This window comes from Streptomyces sp. SAI-170, from assembly GCF_049739565.1.
GTDB lineage: Bacteria > Actinomycetota > Actinomycetes > Streptomycetales > Streptomycetaceae > Streptomyces.
This window is the reverse complement of record NZ_JBMGQD010000001.1, coordinates 4,452,289-4,473,304: the sequence shown is the minus strand read 5'-3', so window position 1 is coordinate 4,473,304 and position 21,016 is coordinate 4,452,289. Positions and strand designations below refer to the sequence as shown.

Annotated in this window: 15 protein-coding genes and 5 tRNA genes; 12 read left to right on the top strand and 8 right to left on the bottom strand. The window is 70.2% G+C overall.

Annotation, left to right across the window (positions count from 1 at the left end; genetic code table 11):
* Positions 1-46: 46 nt before the first annotated feature.
* From RKD23_RS19995 to RKD23_RS19985, 3 genes are all read left to right on the top strand, one after another.
* Positions 47-694: a class I SAM-dependent methyltransferase gene (locus RKD23_RS19995; RefSeq protein ID WP_424854894.1), complete on the top strand. Its 648-nt coding sequence runs from the start codon at positions 47-49 to the stop codon at positions 692-694.
* Between the two features lie 79 nt (positions 695-773).
* Complete coding sequence (locus RKD23_RS19990) at positions 774-1,469, top strand: hypothetical protein (RefSeq protein ID WP_424854893.1); 696 nt, start codon at positions 774-776, stop codon at positions 1,467-1,469.
* A complete protein-coding gene (locus RKD23_RS19985) occupies positions 1,447-1,776 on the top strand; it encodes a hypothetical protein (RefSeq protein ID WP_424854892.1) in 330 nt (109 codons plus the stop codon). The genes RKD23_RS19990 and RKD23_RS19985 overlap by 23 nt, the downstream gene beginning before the upstream one ends.
* 58 nt (positions 1,777-1,834) lie before the next feature.
* Here the strand turns inward: RKD23_RS19985 and RKD23_RS19980 are convergent.
* The 6 genes from RKD23_RS19980 to RKD23_RS19955 all read right to left on the bottom strand — a co-directional run bounded on the left by RKD23_RS19980 (position 1,835) and on the right by RKD23_RS19955 (position 10,423).
* Positions 1,835-1,910: transfer RNA gene (locus RKD23_RS19980), tRNA-Lys, on the bottom strand.
* Positions 1,911-1,998: 88 nt separating this feature from the next.
* Complete coding sequence (locus tag RKD23_RS19975; protein WP_424854891.1) at positions 1,999-3,537, bottom strand: amino acid permease; 1,539 nt, start codon at positions 3,535-3,537, stop codon at positions 1,999-2,001.
* Between the two features lie 48 nt (positions 3,538-3,585).
* Complete coding sequence (locus RKD23_RS19970; protein WP_424854890.1) at positions 3,586-6,696, bottom strand: FG-GAP-like repeat-containing protein; 3,111 nt, start codon at positions 6,694-6,696, stop codon at positions 3,586-3,588.
* A gap of 187 nt (positions 6,697-6,883) precedes the next feature.
* A complete protein-coding gene (locus tag RKD23_RS19965) occupies positions 6,884-9,082 on the bottom strand; it encodes a DEAD/DEAH box helicase (RefSeq protein ID WP_424854889.1) in 2,199 nt (732 codons plus the stop codon).
* A 224-nt stretch (positions 9,083-9,306) separates the two neighbouring features.
* Complete coding sequence (locus RKD23_RS19960) at positions 9,307-9,861, bottom strand: hypothetical protein (RefSeq protein WP_424854888.1); 555 nt, start codon at positions 9,859-9,861, stop codon at positions 9,307-9,309.
* Between the two features lie 211 nt (positions 9,862-10,072).
* The gene (locus RKD23_RS19955; RefSeq protein WP_404036508.1) at positions 10,073-10,423 is read right to left on the bottom strand and encodes a metallopeptidase family protein; all 351 of its coding nucleotides are present in this window, start codon (positions 10,421-10,423) and stop codon (positions 10,073-10,075) included.
* Positions 10,424-10,518: 95 nt separating this feature from the next.
* Here RKD23_RS19955 and RKD23_RS19950 point away from each other — a divergent pair, with 95 nt between their 5' ends.
* From RKD23_RS19950 to RKD23_RS19915, 8 genes are all read left to right on the top strand, one after another.
* Complete coding sequence (locus tag RKD23_RS19950) at positions 10,519-12,012, top strand: metallophosphoesterase family protein (RefSeq protein ID WP_424854887.1); 1,494 nt, start codon at positions 10,519-10,521, stop codon at positions 12,010-12,012.
* A gap of 80 nt (positions 12,013-12,092) precedes the next feature.
* Positions 12,093-12,165 (top strand) — tRNA-Glu (locus RKD23_RS19945).
* Between the two features lie 49 nt (positions 12,166-12,214).
* Positions 12,215-12,289: transfer RNA gene (locus RKD23_RS19940), tRNA-Asp, on the top strand.
* Positions 12,290-12,313: 24 nt separating this feature from the next.
* Positions 12,314-12,387, top strand: a tRNA-Phe gene (locus RKD23_RS19935).
* Positions 12,388-12,455: 68 nt separating this feature from the next.
* A complete protein-coding gene (locus RKD23_RS19930; protein WP_424854886.1) occupies positions 12,456-12,776 on the top strand; it encodes a hypothetical protein in 321 nt (106 codons plus the stop codon).
* A 64-nt stretch (positions 12,777-12,840) separates the two neighbouring features.
* Complete coding sequence (gene hrpA, locus RKD23_RS19925) at positions 12,841-16,785, top strand: ATP-dependent RNA helicase HrpA (RefSeq protein ID WP_424854885.1); 3,945 nt, start codon at positions 12,841-12,843, stop codon at positions 16,783-16,785.
* Between the two features lie 99 nt (positions 16,786-16,884).
* Positions 16,885-16,959: transfer RNA gene (locus tag RKD23_RS19920), tRNA-Asp, on the top strand.
* Positions 16,960-17,410: 451 nt separating this feature from the next.
* On the top strand, positions 17,411-17,602 hold the full coding sequence (locus RKD23_RS19915) for a DUF6274 family protein (protein ID WP_424854884.1): 192 nt from the start codon (positions 17,411-17,413) through the stop codon (positions 17,600-17,602).
* A 408-nt stretch (positions 17,603-18,010) separates the two neighbouring features.
* Here the strand turns inward: RKD23_RS19915 and bldC are convergent, their stop codons facing one another.
* Positions 18,011-18,217 carry a developmental transcriptional regulator BldC gene (gene bldC, locus RKD23_RS19910; protein ID WP_003949541.1) on the bottom strand — a complete coding sequence of 69 codons (207 nt, stop codon included), beginning with the start codon at positions 18,215-18,217 and terminating at the stop codon, positions 18,011-18,013.
* Positions 18,218-18,755: 538 nt separating this feature from the next.
* A complete protein-coding gene (locus RKD23_RS19905; RefSeq protein ID WP_424854883.1) occupies positions 18,756-19,607 on the bottom strand; it encodes a hypothetical protein in 852 nt (283 codons plus the stop codon).
* Between the two features lie 225 nt (positions 19,608-19,832).
* On the opposite strand from RKD23_RS19905, the gene RKD23_RS19900 reads away from it, so the two are divergent.
* Complete coding sequence (locus RKD23_RS19900) at positions 19,833-20,936, top strand: Leu/Phe/Val dehydrogenase (RefSeq protein WP_424854882.1); 1,104 nt, start codon at positions 19,833-19,835, stop codon at positions 20,934-20,936.
* The last annotated feature ends 80 nt before the right edge of the window (positions 20,937-21,016 follow it).

The following is a 21,016-nucleotide window of genomic DNA, read 5'->3' as shown; positions in this document are numbered from 1 at the left end:
CGCGAGCCCGTGGACGGACGGGAACGCCGACCAGCGAGGTCCCCCGTTGCCCACCTCCACCAGCCGCAGCTACGACACCGTCGCCGAGCGCTACGCCACCGAGATCGCCGGCGAACTCACCGGCAAGCCCCTCGACCGCGCCCTCCTGGACACCCTGGCCGAACTGGCCGGCGACGGCCCCGTCCTCGACATCGGCTGCGGCCCCGGCCACGCCACGTCCTACCTGGCAGCCCGCGGCGCCCGTGTGACCGGCCTCGACCTCTCCCCGGCCATGTGCGGCGTGGCCCGCCGTACGACAGCCCTCCCCTTCGCGGCCGCCGACATGACCAGGCTCCCGATCCGCTCCTCCTCGGTCCCGGCCCTCCTGTGCCTCTACGCGGTCATCCACCTGGACGCCGGCCAACGCCCCCTCGCCTACGCCGAGTTCGCCCGCGTCCTCAGCCCCGGCGGCCACGCCCTGCTCTCCTTCCACACCAGCGACCCCGACGCCGCCCCCGGCGACTCCCGCCACCTGTCGACCTGGTGGGACCACCCGGTCGACCTCACCTTCCACTTCCTCGACCCCACCACGGAGACCCACTCCCTCACCGAAGCAGGCCTCTCGCTCACAGCCCACCTGGACCGAGCCCCGCACCCGGACACGGAGCACCCGAGCCGTCGGAGTTACCTGCTGGTGCGGCGGGGAGCGGTGTAGCGCACCCTCTCCACCTCATCACGTGTTGTAGCCTCCCGATCGCACACAGTGATCACATGGCGAGGAGTGTGGTGCCGTAATGAGGGCATGGCTGTCGAGGACCCTGGCCGCCGGAGCGGCCGTCTTCGTGCTGCTCGGTGGGCAGCAGGTCGGGGCGGTGGCCGGGGAGCGGGCCGGTGGTGGGGCGGCGGTTGTCGCGGCGCAGGGGTCCGGGAAAGCGGCGCACGGGTCGGGCAAGGCGGCGCAGGCGTCGGGCAGGACGGCCGTCATCGCGGTGTACCCGGATCGGGAGCAGAACGGGGAGTGGGGGCACGCCACCTTCCACCCGTCCGAGTCCGCCGTGCCGCAGGTCGCCTCGGCGCTGCGGACGGTCGGGGCCGAGGTCGTCGTCGGGGACTTCTCGACGCGGCGGAGCACCGCGTACTTCTGGTCGGGGCTGGGGGCGGGCGGCGAGGACATCGCCGAGCGGATCGCCACCGAGCGCAAGGGCGTCACCCTGGGGATGCTGCTGAAGCAGCGGAACATCACCATGCCGACCTGGGACGGCTCGCAGAAGGTCGAGGTGGCATGGTCGGCGGTGTCGGAGGAGTTCGCGCGGCAGGCCAGTGGGGTGGTGCATGTGATCCTCGGCCCCTACGTGCGGCCGAACGCGATCTGGTACACCGAGTTCGAGAACCTCAAGCGCAACGCCAAGGTCAGCAAGGTGGTTTCCGTCGACTCGCAGAATGGCTCGGAGACTACGCTCTACACCCGTGGAGAGCAGCCGAAGCGGTGACGCCCGGGTGACGGACGACCGCCGCAGCCGGGCCGTCACCCTGTACCTGCTGGGCGCGGGACTGCCGTATCCGAAGCTCAGTCCCGAGTCCGTGAGGGAGGCGTTCGAGCCCGCCGAGGCCGAACGCCTCCTGTCGTACGCCGAGACGGTGGTCGCCGAGATGAACACCTTCGAGGCCGACTGGACCACCCAGAACCTCCAGGCCGCCACCCGCGCCTACCAGGACGCCGCCCGCGCCCGGCACCCCGAGCTGGACGAGAGCGCGGTCGACGCGCTGGGGCGGGCGTACAGCTTCTGGTGGAGATGACCGCCGACGGATGCGGCAGGCGCCCGGGTCGACCGAAGTCGGCCCGGGCGCCTGCCGGTGGTAGGCCCTGTGGGACTCGAACCCACAACCAATGGATTAAAAGTCCACTGCTCTGCCAATTGAGCTAAGGGCCCTGGCGATGTTGCCTACCCGAGCATAGCCGGACGTGGCCGTGTCTCCGATCGGGTATCGGGGACCCGGCCGCGTCGGAGTGGCGAATGGCTAGGGATCGACCGGTTCGGGTGTGCCGGCGCGGGCCGCCTCGCGGGCGATGGTGCGCTCGTGGTCGGGGTTGAGGAACCAGTGCCGGGCCGAGGCCAGCCACCAGGCGGCGGCGAAGCCGAGGACGGCGAGGACGGCGAAGGGGGCGTAGTTGAAGGTCTCCCAGGTGACCGGGGAGACCTGCGGGAGCATGAAGAGGACCGTGATGACGCCGACCCAGGCCACCGAGACCACGCCCACGATCCCGGACCAGCGGCCCAGATGCCATGGCCCCCGCTGGAAGGCCTCCCCCTTGCGCACGCGCAGCAGCGTCGGGATGACGTAGGCGATGTAGAGGCCGATGACGGCGATCGAGGTCACCGCCGCGTACGCCGTCACATTGATCAGATACGGCAGCCCCAGCGCGAGCGCGCCGAGGGCGGCGAGCCAGACCGCCGCGACGGGGGTGCGGGTGCGCGGGCTGACCGTGTGCCAGACGTGGGACCAGGGCAGGGCGCCGTCGCGGGAGAAGGCGTAGATCATGCGGCTGTTGGCCGTCACCGACGCCATCCCGCAGAACAGTTGCGCCCCGATCACCACGAGCAGCAGCAGTTTGCCGGCGCTCGCGCCCAGCGCGTCGAGCAGGATCTGGGCGGGCGGCGCGCCGGTCGGGGACGTCCGCGCGCCCTCGTACGACTGGATGGCGAAGGTGAAGCCCAGCAGGAGGACGAAGCCGGCGATCCAGGACGTCCAGATGGACCGGACGATGCCCTTCGGGCCGGCCGTCGACGCGTCGTGCGTCTCCTCCGTCATGTGCGCGGAGGCGTCGTAGCCGGTGAAGGTGTACTGGGCCATGAGAAGTCCCAGCAGGACCACGTACGCGCCGCTGCCCCAGCCGGTGTGGTTCACGAACTCGCCGAAGACGTACGACGCCGACTGGTGCCGGTCGGGGACGAGGGCCAGTGCGCCGACGATGACCGCCACTCCGAGGACGTGCCACCACACGCTGACGTTGTTCAGCAGCGCGACGATCCGCACGCCGAAGGTGTTCAGCAGGCCGTGCAGGACGAGGATGCCCGCGAAGAGGAGGATCGTGCGGCCGGGCGTCACCTCGAAGCCGAACTGGAGGTTCAGGTACGCGCCGAGGAAGGACGCCGCCCCGAAGTCGATGCCCGCGGTCACGGCGACCTGGCCGAGCACGTTGAACCAGCCGGTGAACCACGCCCAGGCGGCCGCTGTCCGGGCGGGGGCGAGCCGGTGCGCCCAGAAATACAGGCCCGCCGAGGTGGGATACGCCGAGCAGATCTCGGCCATGGACAGGCCCACGAACAGCGTCATCAGGCCGACGGCGACCCAGCCCCACATCATCACCGCGGGGCCGCCGGTGTTCATGCCGAACAGGTACAGCGTCAGACAGCCCGACAGCACCGAGATGATCGTGAACGACACCGCGTAGTTGGAGAACGCCGACATCCGGCGGGCGAGCACCTGCGTGTAACCGAGCTGGGCCAGCCGCTCTTCGTCCGTCGGTGGCCCGCTCGCGTTGACGTCATCTGTCATGCCCCCAGCAATTCCCTCACCGGGGGCGTGACATGCGTCACAGCTTGGCTAAAACAGGCCCTTGTAGCCCTGCCAGCCCGTACCGATCTTCACCCGCGCGGCGAACGACCCCTTGCCGGTGCCGCTCTGCCGGTACAGGTTCCCCGCGGTGTCCCGCGCGACCAGGTCGGCCCTACCGTCGCCGGTGATGTCGCCGACGCCGACTACGGCGTTGTAGGAGACGCCCCAGCTGGAGAACACCTTCACCCGGCCCTTCAGCGCACCCGTCCCCGCACCGTCACCGTCGTACCGCCACAGCGTCCCGGCCCGGTCGCGGGCCAGCACGTCACCGATGCCGTCGCCGGTGAGGTCGCCGGCCCCGACGACCTTGGTGTAGATGCCCCAGCCGGACGCGATCTTCTTCGCGGAGGCCAGGGTGCCGTCGGCCTTCGCCGTGTACAGGTACAGGTCCCCGGTCGACGCCCTCCTCGCCAGCAGGTCGGGGCGCTTGTCGCCGGTGAGGTCGCCGGGGGAGGTGAGGATGTTGTGGGCGTTCCAGCCGGTGCCGAGCTTCGCGTACGACGTCGACGGCGTGAGCGGCTTGCCGCAGCCGGGCTTGTAGCCGCGCAGCGAGCCGTCGGACATCCGCACCAGCACGTCGTTGCAGCGGTCGCCGTTGAGGTCGCCGAACGGAACGGCGGTCGCTGATGTCGCCCAGCCGGCCCCGGAGGTCATCCCGCTGAACTTCCCGGCGCCGTCCCCCTGCTGGAAGGAGAAGGCTCCGCCGGAACTCATGGTGAGCAGGTCACCGACGCCGTCAGGGGTGCTGTTCGCTCCCGCATGGTCACGGCGCACCGCTGCCGCCCCGGACACCCTCACGGTGCCGGTGCGCACCAGTGCCGCCCCCTGCCCGTCAGCGGGCTGCGCCGTGAGCGTCCAGGTGTACGAGCCGTTGGCCACCAGGTCGCCTGCCGCGGTCGTCCCGTTCCATGAGGCGGAGACCGCGCCGCGGGTCTCGCCCCCGTTGAGGGTGCGCACGGCCGCCCCGGTCGCCTTGTTCTTCAGGGTGAGCTTCCAGGACGCGGCGGGCTTCGACAGCCACCAGCGGCCTGTCCAGGAGGCCGCCCCGCCCTTGACGGCTACGCCGACGGGGGTGTCCCTGTCGATCTGAGCCAGCGGGGACGTGGCCGTGCCCACGCGTACGACGTGGACGTTGTCCTGGTCGTCGACCCAGGCGAGCGGGCCGCCGTACGGGTCCGTCGTCCATCCGGCCCCGGGGGTGAGCCTCTTGGGCGCGAACCGGGTGACTTCGGCCGGCGTACCGGAGGTGACGTCGTCCACGACCATCGTGCCGTCGTCCAGGGAGGACACGATCCAGCCGTCGCCGAGCGCGTCCGCGCGACGGCTGAGCGGAATCGTCCGTCCGGTCGTCAGGTTCTTCAGACCGGCCTTCGCGGCGCCTGTCCGGCAGTTCCAGTAGAGCCAGTCACCGGCAGCGCTGACGCCGAACGGATTGTTGCAGCCGGATCCGACACTCACGGCCGCGCCCTTGGTCCCGGTGACGACGTCCATGGGGACGAAGGTGCCCGCCGTGCTCCCCTTCTGCCACAGGGTGCGGCCCCACAACGCGTAGTCGCCCTGCGGGAGGGTGCGCAGCGGTGCGTTCTTGTCGAGATCGAGGACCTGGACGAAGAACTGGTCGGTCTGTTCCCTCCAGCCGTGCACCAGCGCGAAACGGCCGGAGGCATCGTCGAGTTGGGTCTGCTGCAGGGTGGTGCCCAGCGGTGTGTCGTGCGTTCCGTCCGCGGACACCAGCAGCGGGGGATCGCTGTGGGTGTCATCGATGAGCATGCGGCCATCGCCGGTGGCCCGCACTTCCGGGCAGGGAAACGGCCGGAAGCAGTCGGGCCAGTACAGAGCCGAGCCCCCGCTCTGGGTGGTGGCGGCGGAGTAGGTGAGCGGCGAAGTGGCAGAGATCGTACGGCGGTTGAGGGCCATTCCCACACCGAGTGTGGAGTCGACCGTCAGCATCCGCCCGTTCGCGACTGATGGCACCGCCGACTCGGAACGCACCGCCGGGATCGAGGTCAGCACAGCCGCTTGCGGCGCCCCGTCCACGACGCTGATGCGCTGGATGCTCGCCGCCTCGGGGTCGCTGCCCGCGACCACGACCATGCTGCCGTCCCGCGCGGCATCGACGTCCGCGCTCGCCTCGGTGAGCAGCGTCCGCTCCCCGCTGCCGTCGGCGGACACGGCGACGATGCGGTGCACCCGGGCGTCTCTGGCAGGCACCGTTGCGTCCGCGGACAGGTCGTACCGGGCGATCAGCAGCGCGTCCCCGGCCATGCCGAGCAGCCGCGCGTTCTTCTCGTACGGGACGGAGAACGTGCGCACCGGCTTCGAGAAGTCGGCGGTGTCGAAGACGTTGACCGCTCCGTCGGTGTGCCACACGGCGTACCGGTCGCCGAGCAGCGCCCCGCGGGCACCGCTCTGCCGGTAACCGTCCAGGACCGGGGCTGCACTCGCCGCGGTCAGATCCACCCAGACGGCGCGGGAGACACCGTCCACGGTGTAGGTGGTGATCATGCCCTGCTCGTTGGCCGCCGACGGCCCCTCCCGCAGCGTGGCACCCGCCGGGAAGCCCGTCACCGGCCGGTCCTCGACCTTCCCGTCCACCAGCCGCAGCAGATGCCAGGAGACCACGTCGGCACCGCTGTAGGTCACGCTGAGCACGGTCTCGCCGATACTCGCCGCGTAATGCTGCCCGGCAGGCAGGACCAGCTTCCGTTCGGTGCCGTCGCGCATGTCACGGAAGGTCACCGTGGTCGTGGAGCCGATCCTTGCGGGGTTCGCCACCACGTCGCCCCAGGCACCGTTGTTCGCGTAACTGTGGCTGTTCCCGGTGATCCAGAACTCGGACGAAGAATCTGGGTCGGCATAGGGCGTCCACAGCCCCCCGACGCCCTCCCGGCTGTGCAGAAACCCGGAGTCCCCTGCGAACACCACTCGGTCGGCCAGTGGCTTGGCACGCACGGTGGCCGGGATGACCACATCCGTGCTGGTCACAGCAGCGGCGTCCTGCGGCACCGCGATGACGCCGGCCGCGCACGCCGCCGCCACGGCGACGGCCGCCGCTGTGCGCTTGCCGATTCTGCTGCGAAGAAATACAGACTGGCCCAACAGTCCCCTCCCGGACATGACAAAGAACAGTGCACGACGGAGGGTGTGGGGCCCCTCAGGAAGAAGCCCCAGAAGTTACGTTCCTTCTCAAGGCAGAGGGAGCGTAGCAGCGGGGCCGAACAGCGAAGACGCAAAAAAGGCTCGGGAGACGCTGTGCGTCTCCCGAGCCTCAGTTCACTCAGCGGTGTCAGCCGTTGCGCTTCCAGCGCGGCTTGTCCTCGCGGCGGCCGAAGGAGCCGCCGCTGCGGTGGTCGTCACGGCGGCCGTAGGGGCGCTCGTGGCCGCCGGTGCGGAAGCCCGGGCGGTCGCCCTGGCGGTCGCGGTTGAAGGGGCGGTCGCTGCCGCGGTGACCGGTGCGCTCGTCACGGCGGAAGCCGCCACGGTCGTCGCGGTCGCGGTTGAAGCCACCGCGGTTGTCGTCGCGGCGCTCGAAGGAACGGCCACCGCGGTCGTCACGACGGTCGCGGTTGAAGCCGCCACGGTTGTCGTCACGGCGCTCGAAGGAACGGCCACCACGGTCGTCACGGTCACGGTTGAACCCACCGCGGTCGTCACGACGGTCACGGTTGAAGCCACCACGGTTGTCGTCACGGCGCTCGAAGGAACGGCCGCCACGGTCGTCACGGTCACGGTTGAAGCCACCGCGGTCGTCACGACGGTCCCGGTTGAAGCCGCCACGGTTGTCGTCACGACGCTCGAAGGAACGGCCACCACGGTCGTCACGGCGCTCGAAGCCACGGCCACCACGGTCGTCACGACGGTCACGGTTGAAACCACCGCGGTCGTCACGGCGCTCACGACGCTCGTACGGGCGCTCCTCGCGCTCCACCCGGTCCACATCCTGCGCCGCAGGCTGCTCCGGCACGGACACCTCGGCGACGACAGCCGCCTCGGCCGCCGCGGCCACGGCCGCCTCCGGGTCCTCGCCGCGCTCACGGGCCACACGCGCCACCAGGCGGTCGGCCTCCTCGCGCAGCTCGGTGGCACGGCGCTGGGCGCGCTCCAGCTGCTTGGTCAGGTGCGCCACGTCGCGCTCGGCCTGCGAGGCGGCGTTGCCCGCCGACTCGGCCTGCACCTCGGTCATCGACCGGGCACCGGTGATCTCGGCGACCTCCGGGTCGAAGGCGCCGGCGCCCTGGATGATGTGGCGCGAGGCGTCGACGCCCGCGTCCTCCATCAGGCGGAAGATCTGGCGGCGCTGGTGCGGCAGGGACAGGGACACGACCGTGCCGGTACGGCCCGCACGGGCGGTACGGCCGGCGCGGTGCAGGTAGTCCTTGTGGTCACCGGCCGGGTCCACGTTCAGCACCAGGTCGATGCCGTCGACGTGGATACCGCGGGCGGCGACGTCCGTCGCCACCAGGACGTTGACGTAACCGTCCTTGAAGTCCGCCAGCGTCCGGGTGCGCGCGCCCTGCGTCATGCCGCCGTGCAGCGCGTCCGCCTTCACGCCCGCCTCGCGCAGCTGCTCGGCGACACGGTCTGCGCCCAGCTGGGTCCGGACGAAGATGATCGTGCGGCCCTTGCGGGAGGCGATCGCGGCGGTGACCGGCGCCTTGTCCTTGGGCTTCACGATGAGGATGTGGTGCGACATCGTCGTGACCGCACCCTGCGCCGCGTCCACCTCGTGCAGGACGGGCGAGGTCAGGTAACGGTCGACGAGGGTCTTGATCTCGTTCTCCATCGTGGCGGAGAACAGCATCCGCTGGCCGCCGGCCGGGACCTGGTCGAGCAGCTCGGTGACCTCGGGCAGGAAGCCCAGGTCGGACATCTGGTCGGCCTCGTCGAGGACGGCGATCTGCACGTCCTCCAGGGAGCAGGCGCCGCGGTTGATGATGTCGCGCAGTCGGCCCGGCGTGGCGACCAGGATGTCGACGCCCCGCTCCAGGGCGTAGATCTGGTTGCCCATCGACGTACCGCCGCAGACGACCTTCATCTTCAGGCCCACGACGTCGCCGTACGGCTGGAGCGCATCGGCCACCTGCATGGCCAGCTCGCGGGTCGGCGTGAGGATGACCGCACGCGGGCGCTTCTTCTCGGTGCGGCCGCCGGCCAGCTGGGCCAGCGTCGGCAGACCGAAGGAGAGGGTCTTGCCGGAACCGGTACGGCCCCGGCCGAGGATGTCCTTGCCCGCCAGCGCGTCCGGGATGGTCGCGGCCTGGATCGGGAAGGGGGTGGTCACGCCGTTCTGCGCGAGCTTGCGCACGACACCCTCGGGCAGACCGAGGTCCGCGAAGGTGAGCTCGGGGGCGTCGGGAGTGTCGGAGGCGTCGGTGGCCTCGACCGTCTCGGCGTTCTCGACGCCGTCGACGAACGTCTCGACGTCCGTCTCGACGTTCTCGATGTCCTCGGGCAGGACGGTGTGATCAGTGCTGGAAATGGACATGCGTATGCGAAACCTTCCGGAGTCTCATCGGCACGCGCCCGTCAACTCCGTGATTCGCATACGACCGCCTCAATGCGGTCCGCCACGGCAAGGGAGAGTACGCGCCACACGGCGCGCTCTGTTGTGGCGCCGGGCAAATGGGATCAAACGATCTACCACCATACGCACTCACCACCCCTGAAGGCAAACCAGCCCCGTTCTCGCAGGTCAGGCCCGTGTGCCGACTACGCCGGGGTCCCCGCGGCCGGTGCCGGCTCCCGCTGCTCCAGCTGCGGACCCGGCTCCGGATGCGCCGACGACGACGGCTCCGCCTCGGTCGGCGTCGGCGACGGCTCAGGCTCGGTCGGCGTCGGCGGGGGCTCCGGCGACGGCTCCGCCTTCGTCGGCGTCGGCTCCGCCCGCGTCGGCTCCGGCTCCCCCGGCCGCACCGGCGGCCGACCCGGCCGGCCCGGCCGGTCAGGCGCCGACGCCGACGCGCTCGCACTCACCGACGGCGACACCGAAGGCACCGCCGACCCCGTCGCCTCGCCCTTCTCCCCGCCCTTCGGCCGCGGATCCTCCTCCCCACCGGCCGCACCGCCGCCGCCCCCGCCGTCGTACCCGGCACCCACACCCGGCACGGGGACACCGCCCTCCGGCGCCTCACCGCCCCGCTCCCCCGCCGAGTGCGCGGGCGGCGCACCCTTGCCGTCGTCGTCTCCCACGCTCATACAGCCGGCGGCAGCGGCGACCGCCACCACCGTGGCGGCCAGTCGGACGGGTACGTACATGGGGCGCACGGGCAGCCACCTCCGGGGGCGCGGCGAGAAGTCGCCCTGCCCAACTCCCGCCGCCCACAAGAAGACACGCCACCCCCGGCCCAGGGCCCGCCGTCCGGATCAGGCCGACCGCGAGGGACCGCGCTTCCCGGCCGGGCCGGACGGGGTCTGCCGCGCCCCGGCACCCGCAAGGCCGGCATGCCTCCCGGAAGACAGGCCCCGGCAGCCGCGCTCAGCCGTAACCCAGCGCGTGCAGCCGCTCGTCGTCGATCCCGAAGTGATGCGCGATCTCGTGCACCACCGTGATCTCCGTCTCCGCGACCACGTCCTCGCGTGACTCGCAGATCCGCAGCGTCGGCCCCCGGTAGATCGTGATCCGGTCCGGCAGCACCCCCGCGTACCACTCACCGCGCTCCGTCAGCGGAGTCCCCTCGTACAGCCCGAGCAGCTCCGGGTCCTCCGTCGGCGGCTCGTCCTCGACGAACACCGCGACGTTGTCCATCAACCGCGTCAACTCCGGCGGAATCCGGTCCAGCGCCTCGGAGACCAGCTCCTCGAACTCCTCGCGCGTCATCTCCAGCACACCGCCATTGTCCGGTACGACACCCCCGTACACCCCTGTAGGGGACACGGCGAAATCCCCGCATACGAGCCCGCGGCCTGGGGCATACGGCACCAATGGCCCGCGTCACCGCCCCGCCCCGACCCGCGCTCGACGACCGCCCCAACCCCTGGCTCCGCTCCCTCGGCCTCCTCACCGTCGTCCTCGTCGGAGCCTGGCTGGGCCTGCTGATCGTCGGCAACGTCCGCACCCCGGTCGGCCCCATGGACACGACGATGACGCTGCGCCCCTCCCTCACCGGCGGCACCAAGATCAACGTCTCCCCGCTCGGCGCCCTCCACCTGGACAGCCACACCGCCCCGGTCCGCCTCGACGTCAACGTCGACCAGCTCGACCCCGCCCGCGCCCAGGCCCTCGTCGACCACCCCGAGCGCCTCTCCGGCCTCCAGGACGAAGTCGCCCAGGACGTCGGCCGCGGCACCCTCGACCTCGCCGTCCGCTCCTGCGTCGCCGTCGTCTCCGGCGCCACCGCCCTCGGCCTCGCCGTCTACCGCCGCCCCCGCCGCGCCCTCACCGCGGGCGGCCTCGCCCTCGCCCTGCTCACCGCCTCCGGCGTCACGGCGTACGCCACCTGGAACCCCAAGTCCGTCCTCGAACCCCGCTTCTCCGGCCTGCTGACCTCCGCCCCCTCGCTGGTCGGCAACGCGCGCAGCATCGTCACCGAGTTCGACGTCTACCAGAAGGAACTCGCCCGCCTGGTCACCAACGTCACCAAGCTCTACGACGCCACGTCCACGCTCCCCGCCTACACCCCCGACCCGTCCACCATCCGCGTCCTGCACGTCTCGGACATCCACCTCAACCCCGCGAGCTGGAAGATCATCGCCTCGCTGGTGGAGCAGTACGACGTCGACGTCATCGTCGACTCCGGCGACACCATGGACCACGGCACGGCCGCGGAGAACGGCTTCCTCGACCCCATCGAGGACCTCGGCGCGCCCTACGTCTGGGTCCGCGGCAACCACGACTCCCCGGTGACCCAGCGCTACCTGAAGGGCCTGAAGAACGTCCACGTCCTCGACGACGGCCGGGCGACCACGATCGCGGGCCTGCGCTTCGCCGGCATCGGCGACCCGCAGTTCACCCCCGACCGCTCCCAGGAGCAGGAGACCTCCCAGGAACTGGCCGGTGCCCGCCTGGCGACGGCTCTGCGCGACCAGCGCGCGGCGGGGACGCCGGTGGACGTGGCCGTGGCCCACGAACCCTCGGCGGCCCGCGAGACGGACGGCGAGGTCCCGCTGGTCCTGTCCGGCCACCTCCACCACCAGGAGATGGAGGTCATGAAGTACGGCACACGCCTGCGCATCGAGGGCTCCACCGGAGGCAGCGGCCTGCGCGCGATCGAAGGCGAACACCCCGACCCGATCGAGACCTCGATCCTCTACTTCGACCGCGGCACCCGCCGCCTCCAGGCCTGGGACGAGATCCGCCTGGGCGGCCTCGGCCTCACGACGGCCGAGGTCAGCCGCCACCTCCCGGAGGAGAACACCCCCGGCGCGTCCTCGGCCTCCCCGACGCCTCCCACGACGCCCTCCACGACCTCCCCGTAAACCGTTTTGGCGATACCTCCCGCCATCCCATATGCTTCTCACGTCCCCGACGCGCTGAGAAGCGCCCAGGCGGGCCGATAGCCCTCATCGTCTAGCGGCCTAGGACGCCGCCCTTTCAAGGCGGTAGCACGGGTTCGAATCCCGTTGGGGGCACGCAGTACGGTGTGCGACACTTGAGCCTGTCGCTCGCACACAAAAGCAAGGTCCTGTGGAGCAGTTTGGAGTGCTCGCCACCCTGTCAAGGTGGAGGCCGCGGGTTCAAATCCCGTCAGGACCGCTGAGGTTTCCTCGGAAGCCTCGTGGCTGGGTAGCTCAGTTGGTACGAGCGATCGCCTGAAAAGCGATAGGTCGCCGGTTCGACCCCGGCCCCAGCCACAAGAACGAAAACCCCTTCCGGGCAACCGGAAGGGGTTTTCGTCGTTCACAGGAGCCTAGGGGGTTCGATGAGCCGGGATGCGGGCAGGGCCGGAGAGGTCGAGAAGCAGCGGGCCCGGTACGGGTTGCAGGCCGTGCTGGGGAGCAACCTGGCCATCGTGGTGGTCGCGGTGGTCGGGGTGTGGCAGCTCGGCGGGGACAAGGCGGTGATCGTGGGGGTGCTGACCACCGCCTTCACCGCCATCAGCGGGGTCACCACGGCCTACCTGGGGATCAAGGCCGTCTCCAACACGGCGCAGAACATCGCCCTGGGCGGGAGTCCCCGCGTGCCGGAGGCCGGCCCCTCGGGGGTGCCCGCACCACGGGAGCCTCGGACGCCGGTCGGCTGAGGCGCGGGGGCCGGGGCAAAAGCGTTCGCCAGGAATTTGGCGGGGATGAGATCCTGGATCGCGTATGTCTACGCAGCCTGCCTCCGCCCTCGGCTCCCTCGCCGCCCGTCTGACCGAGTTGTCGCTGCGCGATGCGCACCGGCTCGGGCGGAGGCTGGAGGGTGCCCGCAAGATCCGTAAGCCGGAGGCCCGGGCCGCCGTGCTCGCGGAGATCGAGGCGGAGGTCGCCCGGGGCGAGGAGCGGATGGCCGGGCGGCGCCTGAAGGTGCCGGCGATCACCTATCCCGAGCAGCTTCCCGTCAGCCAGAAGAAGGACGCGATCGCGGACGCCATCCGCGACCACCAGGTCGTCATCGTGGCCGGTGAGACCGGGTCCGGGAAGACCACGCAGATCCCGAAGATCTGTATGGAGCTCGGGCGGGGTGTGCGCGGGATGATCGGGCACACCCAGCCGCGGCGTATCGCGGCGCGTACGGTCGCGGAGCGGGTCGCGGAGGAGCTGCGGACCCCGCTCGGGGAGGCCGTCGGCTGGAAGGTGCGGTTCACCGACCAGGTGAACCCGGACGCCACCTTCGTGAAGCTGATGACGGACGGCATCCTGCTCGCCGAGATCCAGACGGACCGCGAGCTGCGGGCGTACGACACGATCATCATCGACGAGGCCCACGAGCGGTCCCTCAACATCGACTTCCTGCTGGGCTATCTCGCCCAGCTGCTGCCGAAGCGGCCCGACCTCAAGGTCGTCATCACCTCCGCGACGATCGATCCCGAGCGGTTCTCCCGGCATTTCGGGGACGCGCCGATCATCGAGGTCAGCGGGCGGACGTATCCCGTCGAGGTGCGCTACCGGCCGCTGCTGGAGGAGGACGCCGAGGACGCCGACCGCGATCAGATCACGGCCATCACGGACGCGGTCGAGGAGCTGATGGGCGAGGGGAAGGGCGACATCCTCGTCTTCCTCTCCGGTGAGCGGGAGATCCGGGACACCGCGGACGCCCTCAACAAGAAGCAGTACCGGTTCACCGAGGTGCTCCCTCTCTACGCCCGGTTGTCGCACGCCGAGCAGCACCGGGTGTTCCAGCCGCACACGGGGCGCAGGATCGTTCTGGCGACGAACGTGGCGGAGACGTCCCTGACGGTCCCCGGCATCAAGTACGTCATCGACCCCGGCTTCGCCCGTATCTCCCGCTACAGCCACCGCACCAAGGTGCAGCGGCTGCCGATCGAGCCGATCTCGCAGGCCAGCGCCAACCAGCGCAAGGGCCGCTGCGGCCGGACCAGCGACGGCGTCTGCATCCGGCTGTACAGCGAGGAGGACTTCCTCGCGCGGCCGGAGTTCACGGACGCGGAGATCCTGCGGACGAACCTGGCGTCCGTCATCCTGCAGATGACCGCGGCCGGGCTCGGTGACATCGAGAAGTTCCCGTTCATCGATCCGCCGGACCACCGCAACATCCGTGACGGTGTGCAGCTGCTGCAGGAGCTGGGCGCGCTGGACCCGGTGCAGAAGGACCCGCGCAAGCGGCTGACGGACACCGGCCGCAAGCTGGCCCAGCTGCCGGTGGACCCGCGGCTGGCGCGCATGGTGCTGGAGGCCGACAAGAACGGCTGCGTCCGCGAGGTCATGGTCATAGCCGCCGCGCTGTCCATCCAGGACCCGCGGGAGCGGCCGGCCGAGAAGCAGACGCAGGCCGACCAGCAGCACGCCCGCTTCAAGGACGAGACCAGCGACTTCCTGGCGTATCTGAACCTGTGGCGGTACGTCCGTGAGCAGCAGAAGGAGCGCGGGTCCAGCTCGTTCCGGCGTATGTGCAAGCAGGAGTACCTGAACTTCCTGCGCATTCGCGAATGGCAGGACATCTACAGCCAGCTGCGCACGGTCGCCAAGCAGATGGGCATCCACCTCAGCGAGGACGACGCCCCGGCCGACCGCGTCCATGTCTCCCTCCTCGCCGGTCTGCTGTCGCACATCGGCATGAAGGACGTGAAGGACGGCAACAAGAACGAGTACCTGGGCGCCCGCAACGCCAAGTTCGCGATCTTCCCGGGCTCGGCGCTGTTCAAGAAGCAGCCGCGTTTCGTGATGTCGGCCGAGCTGGTGGAGACCTCCCGCCTGTGGGCGCGGGTCAACGCGAAGATCGAGCCGGAGTGGGTGGAGCCGCTCGCCGGGCATCTGATCAAGCGCACGTACTCGGAGCCGCACTGGGAGAAGGACCAGGCGGCGGTGATGGCGTACGAGAAGGTCACGCTGTACGGCGTGCCGATCGTCGCCCAGCGGAAGATCAACTACGGGCGGGTCGACCCGGAGGTCTCCCGCGAGCTGTTCATCCGTAACGCGCTGGTCGAGGGCGACTGGCGTACGCACCACAAGTTCTTCGCCGACAACCGCAAACTCCTCAGCGAGGTCGAGGAGTTGGAGCACCGGGCGCGGCGCCGGGACATCGTGGTCGACGACGAGACGCTGTTCGACTTCTATGACCAGCGGGTGCCCGAACACGTGGTGTCCGGGGCGCACTTCGACTCGTGGTGGAAGCACAAGCGGCACGAGCAGCCGGACTTCCTGGACTTCGAGCGGGAGATGCTGATCCGCGAGTCGGCGGAGGCGGTCACCAAGGCCGACTATCCGGACTCCTGGCGGCAGGGTCAGCTGAAGTTCCGGGTGACGTACCAGTTCGAGCCGGGTGCGGACGCGGACGGTGTGACGGTCCACATCCCGCTCCAGGTGCTCAACCAGGTCACGGACGAGGGCTTCGACTGGCAGATCCCGGGTTTGCGGGAGGAAGTGGTCACGGAGCTGATCCGGTCGCTGCCGAAGCCGATCCGCCGCAACTACGTGCCGGCGCCGAACTTCGCCAAGCGGTTCCTCGACACGGCGGTCCCGCTGCAGGAGCCGCTGACGGTCACCATGGCGCGTGAGCTCAAGCGGATGGTCGGCGTGCCCTTCGAGGCGGACGACTTCGACTGGGCGAAGGTGCCGGACCATCTGCGCATCACCTTCCGGATCGTCGACGAGCGGCGCCGCAAGCTCGCGGAGGACAAGGACCTGGAGGCGCTGAAGCTCCGGCTGAAGCCGAAGGCGCGCAAGGCGCTGTCGCAGGCGGCCGCGGCGACGGCCTCCCGTGAGGGCGGGGAGTCGCTGGAGCGCAGGGGCCTCACGGACTGGTCGATCGGCTCGCTGAGCCGCGTCTTCGAGACGCGCAGGGCGGGGCAGCCGGTGAAGGCGTACCCGGCTCTGGTGGACGACGGCGACACGGTCTCCGTGCGGCTCTTCGACACCGAGGCCGAGCAGGCCGAGGCGATGTGGAAGGGCACGCGGCGGCTGATCCTGCGCAACATCCCGGTCAATCCCGCGAAGTTCGCGAGCGATCGCCTGACGAACGCGCAGAAGCTCGCGCTGTCGGCGAATCCGCACGGTTCGGTGCAGGCACTGTTCGACGACTGCGCGATGGCGGCGGCGGACAAGCTGATCGGCGACTTCGGCGGCCCGGCGTGGGACGAGGAGTCGTACCGGAAGCTGTACGACAAGGTGCGGGCGGAGATCGTCGACACGACGGTGCGTACGGTCGGACAGGTGCAGCAGGTGCTCGCGGCCTGGCAGGCCTGTGAGCGGCGTCTGAAGGCTGTACAGAGCCCTGCGCTGCTGCCGAACCTGGCGGATGTGCGGGCGCAGTTGGACGCCCTCGTGAGGCCGGGCTTCGTGACGGAGGCGGGGATCGCGCGGCTGCCGCATCTGATGCGGTATCTGGTGGCGGCGGACCGGCGGCTCCAGCAGATGCCCACGGGGGTCCAGCGGGACACGACCCGTATGGAGAAGGTCCACGACATGCAGGACGAGTACGCGTGGCTGCTGGAGCAGTTGCCCAAGGGGCGGCCCGTGCCGGCCTCCGTCCTGGAGATCCGCTGGATGATCGAGGAGCTGCGGGTGAGCTACTTCGCGCACGCGCTGGGCACGGCGTACCCCGTCTCCGACAAGCGGATCGTGAAGGCGATCGACGCCGCCGCCCCGTAACCGGGCCCGCGCACTGAGGGTGAGTTCGACCAGCGGGCTCACCCTCCTGTACAGTCCTTCTCGCAGCGCAACGCAGAAACGCGAAACGCCGCGAAACCTGGTCCTGTGGAGCAGTTTGGAGTGCTCGCCACCCTGTCAAGGTGGAGGCCGCGGGTTCAAATCCCGTCAGGACCGCAGTGAGAGTAAGGCCCGCACCCGCAAGGGATCGCGGGCCTTACTCATGCTCACCCGCCACCCTGTCGAGGTGGAGGCCGCGCCCGCGGCGGAGCCGCAATCGGGTACAGCAAATCCCGTCAGGACCGCAGTGAGACTGAGGCCCGCACCCGCAAGGGATCGCGGGCCTTACTCATGCTCACCCACCACCCTGTCGAGGTGGAGGCCGCGCCCGCGGCGGAGCCGCAATCGGGTACAGCAAATCCCGTCAGGACCGCAGTGAGACTGAGGCCCGCATCCCGTATCGGATGCGGGCCTCAGTCGTGTTGCCCCGACGGGCCGCCGACGACCACCGAGGCTTCCCCAACCCCCTGGCAACCCTCCAAAGGCCCCACAGCCGCCTTGACGGCGTCACATTCCCTCGGTACCCCGGAAGGCAGGGTCGTGGCGGGACGGGGGCTGGAGGGGGCGTATGGCGGCTTCGGTCAGGCATGAGACGCGGGCGTTGCTGCGGGCGCATCTGGCGGCGGCGTCGTCGTACCGGCATCTGACGCGGCACTGCCCGGTGTGTCATCGGCTGCTGCGGCAGGCCATGGATTCCGCACCGAGGGGTACTGAGGTCCCCGAGGGAGACGTGGAGGGCGAGGAACCCTCCGGCTCGTGACGTTCGCCGGCCTCAACAGCCGTACAGGGATGGGACTCTGGAACGCGCGCTTCCACTAGCGCAGAGGTGCCGGACGCAACAAGTACCGTGGCATGTGACGGGAGTCACCGGACGAGTTTCCGAAACAGTGGTTCTTACCCCACTCCTACAACTGGTCAATTTAATATGTGCAATTGCACCAGTCTTCAGGGGTCGCACCCAGGCCGTCCACAGCCCTCCCCCACCCCGCCGCCGGACACTCTCCGTAGGCGCACAGGGCACAAAAAAATCGCGCTGGACCCGGCGGAGTCCAGCGCGATCAACGACACACAGGCCCTGTTGGGGCAGGTCCCACGTCGTGTGGAGCTATGGGTTCGGGCGTCAGGGCCAGGTTGGGGGTCCGGCCGGTCTGCCCGGTTATGGAGTTGTTCAGGCCTCGCTGCGCTGCTGCGGGATGCCCGCGAGCAGAGCGCGGACCTCGGCCTCGCGGTAGCGTCGGTGCCCGCCGAGCGTGCGGATCGACGTGAGCTTGCCGGCCTTCGCCCACCGCGTGACCGTCTTGGGGTCGACGCGGAACATCGTGGCGACCTCAGCCGGGGTCAGCAGCGGCTCGGCATCAGGGGTGCGAGCGGTCATGAGCGGCCTCCTCGGGAGAACCGAACCTTCTCGGTTCTTTCCTCTAAATTCTGCACCTTGACCCGCGTTGCCCGAAATGGCGGACGCGAGTCGAGTCGGTTATAGGACGAACGGCTTGTCCTCGGCACTACAACTACACCATCTGTCCAGCCGCGTCGGCCAAACCGATGGAATTGCCCTCCCAGGTGTTCATCAGCGACGGAAGCCGATGGACCATGCCATAGCGGACAGTCACGCGACTGTGACGATCAGTCACAGAGCGATCAGGAGTCACCGGACCCCCTAAGCGTGCAATGCTGAGAAGAGCCCTCCCCGGGCTCCTTGTCCTATTTTGGCACGAGGAGGGGCAAGGGGCGCAAGGGCCGCGTACGTGCGGTCTGTCACGCTTGGGGTAAACGCCCGGATCGGGACCTACGTCCCGTCAACTTCTGGAAGTGCGGTAGACCGTACGCGGTGCACAGCCTTCAGGCCGTGACGCACGTCACTCGGAAGGTGTCGTTTCTGTTGCGGCGTCAGGTCCCCGGTCCGGGGGACGCGCTCAGTTCGCCGACCGCAGGTCCCGCACCGCGCGCCAGCGCTCCACCAGCCGCCCGTACGCCTCCCCGGCCGCGACCCCGTCGCCCCGGCGCAGCGCCTCGATCCCCTCGGCCACGTCCGCGGCCGAGTGATCGCCCTCCAGGTCGCCCGCCGGCAGGACGTGCACCAGTCCGCCGTAGTCCAGCTCGACCAGCGAGCGCGGGTGGAACTCCTCCAGCCAGCGCCCGACGTCCACCAGGCCGTCGATCAGCGGGCCCTCGTCGATCGCGTCCTTCAGCGCCCGCAGGCCCCGCGCGACCCTGCGGCGGGCCTGCACCATCGGGGTGCGGTAGCGCAGCACGGGCGGCTCGTCGCCGGTGTCGCCCGAGCCCTTGGTGTACTCCCGCTCCTCGTCGGAGACCAGCACGAACCAGTTCAGCGGCACCTGCCAGGTCGCCGTACGGATCCAGGGCCGGGCGTCGGGGTTGCGGACCAGCCAGCGCTCGTAGTCCTTCGCGGCCTGATCACGCACGAGCGGCGGCAGTACGGCGTCCAGGACCGACGCGGGCAGCTCCTCGCCGAGATCACCGAGGGCCTGCCAGCCGCGCAGCCGGGTGCGCCAGGGGCAGACGTGGATGCCGCGCTCGTCCTGAAGGACGAAGGCGTCGCCGCTCTCGTGCACGGGCACCGCGACCGGCGGGGTGGGCAGCAAGTCGGCCAGGGAGCGCCGCAGTTCGTCCTGGTAGCCCGGACGGTCGGGGCGGCGGGCGTAGCGCGTCCAGTGGTCGCGTTCCGGCTCGGGGAAGGCGGCCAGCGGCTCGTACACACGCAAGTAGGCCGCGTACGGGACGATCACCGAGGACACCTTGGGCACGCCTGCTCCCTCCCCCGCCGCCTGCCGGGGAAACCTGCGGAACCCGCTCACAAAGGAACGGGAAAACTATCCGAATCGTCGCACGGGGGGTACTCCGTGCGTAGGTGATCCTGACCACGGCGAGGTGACGGACCCGAAGACGCTCTACTCTTCAGCCCAACGGGGCCCCGCCACCCGCACGGGACCCCGATCCCGACCGCCGCTACTTACCCAGGAGTCACCACAGTGACCGACGTAACCGGCGCACCTGCTGATGTACTGCACACCCTGTTCCACTCGGACCAGGGGGGTCATGAGCAAGTCGTGCTCTGCCAGGACCGCGCCAGCGGCCTCAAGGCCGTCATCGCCATCCACTCCACCGCCCTCGGCCCCGCCCTCGGCGGTACGCGCTTCTACCCGTACGCGAGCGAGCAGGAGGCCGTCGCCGACGCGCTGAACCTCGCGCGCGGGATGTCGTACAAGAACGCCATGGCCGGGCTCGACCACGGCGGTGGCAAGGCCGTGATCATCGGCGACCCGGAGCAGATCAAGAGCGAGGAGCTGTTGCTGGCCTACGGCCGGTTCGTGGCCTCGCTCGGCGGGCGCTACGTCACCGCCTGCGACGTCGGCACCTATGTCGCCGACATGGACGTCGTGGCGCGCGAGTGCCGCTGGACGACCGGCCGGTCCCCGGAGAACGGCGGCGCCGGCGACTCCTCGGTGCTGACCGCGTTCGGTGTCTACCAGGGCATGCGGGCCTCGGCCCAGCACCTGTGGGGCGACCCGTCGCTGCGCGGCCGCAAGGTGGGCATCGCCGGCGTCGGCAAGGTCGGCCACCACCTGGTGGAGCACCTGCGCGCGGAGGGCGCCGAGGTCGTCATCACGGACGTGCGCGAGGACGCCGTGGGCCGCATCCTCGCGGCGCACCCGACGGGCGTGCGGGCCGTCGCCGACACCGCGACCCTGATCCGCGTCGAGGACCTCGACATCTACGCCCCCTGCGCGCTCGGCGGGGCCCTGAACGACGACACCGTGCCGGTGCTGACGGCGAAGATCGTCTGCGGCGCGGCCAACAACCAGCTCGCGCACCCGGGTGTGGAGAAGGACCTCGCCGACCGCGGGATCCTCTACGCGCCGGACTACGTGGTGAACGCCGGTGGCGTGATCCAGGTGGCCGACGAGCTGCACGGGTTCGACTTCGAGCGGTGCAAGGCGAAGGCGGCGAAGATCTTCGACACCACGCTGGCCATATTCGCACGTGCGAAGGCCGATGGGATTCCGCCGGCCGCCGCGGCCGACCGGATCGCCGAGCAGCGGATGCACGAGGCGGCCGCCGCGCGCGGACGCTGACGTTCCGGAGAGCGTGGGCCAGGGGTTTGCGCGGTACCCGCCGGGGGTCGGTTGGAGAGAACTCTCACTTCTACCGGCGG

Excerpts from the sequence above, each read along its gene's own strand:
- RKD23_RS19990 (WP_424854893.1), top strand. The coding sequence starts at position 774 with ATGAGGGCATGGCTGTCGAGGACCCTGGCCGCCGGAGCGGCCGTCTTC.
- RKD23_RS19950 (WP_424854887.1), top strand. The coding sequence starts at position 10,519 with ATGGCCCGCGTCACCGCCCCGCCCCGACCCGCGCTCGACGACCGCCCC.
- RKD23_RS19915 (WP_424854884.1), top strand. The coding sequence starts at position 17,411 with ATGGCGGCTTCGGTCAGGCATGAGACGCGGGCGTTGCTGCGGGCGCAT.
- bldC (WP_003949541.1), bottom strand. The coding sequence starts at position 18,217 with ATGACCGCTCGCACCCCTGATGCCGAGCCGCTGCTGACCCCGGCTGAG.
- RKD23_RS19965 (WP_424854889.1), bottom strand. The coding sequence starts at position 9,082 with ATGTCCATTTCCAGCACTGATCACACCGTCCTGCCCGAGGACATCGAG.
- RKD23_RS19975 (WP_424854891.1), bottom strand. The coding sequence starts at position 3,537 with ATGACAGATGACGTCAACGCGAGCGGGCCACCGACGGACGAAGAGCGG.
- hrpA (WP_424854885.1), top strand. The coding sequence starts at position 12,841 with ATGTCTACGCAGCCTGCCTCCGCCCTCGGCTCCCTCGCCGCCCGTCTG.
- RKD23_RS19930 (WP_424854886.1), top strand. The coding sequence starts at position 12,456 with ATGAGCCGGGATGCGGGCAGGGCCGGAGAGGTCGAGAAGCAGCGGGCC.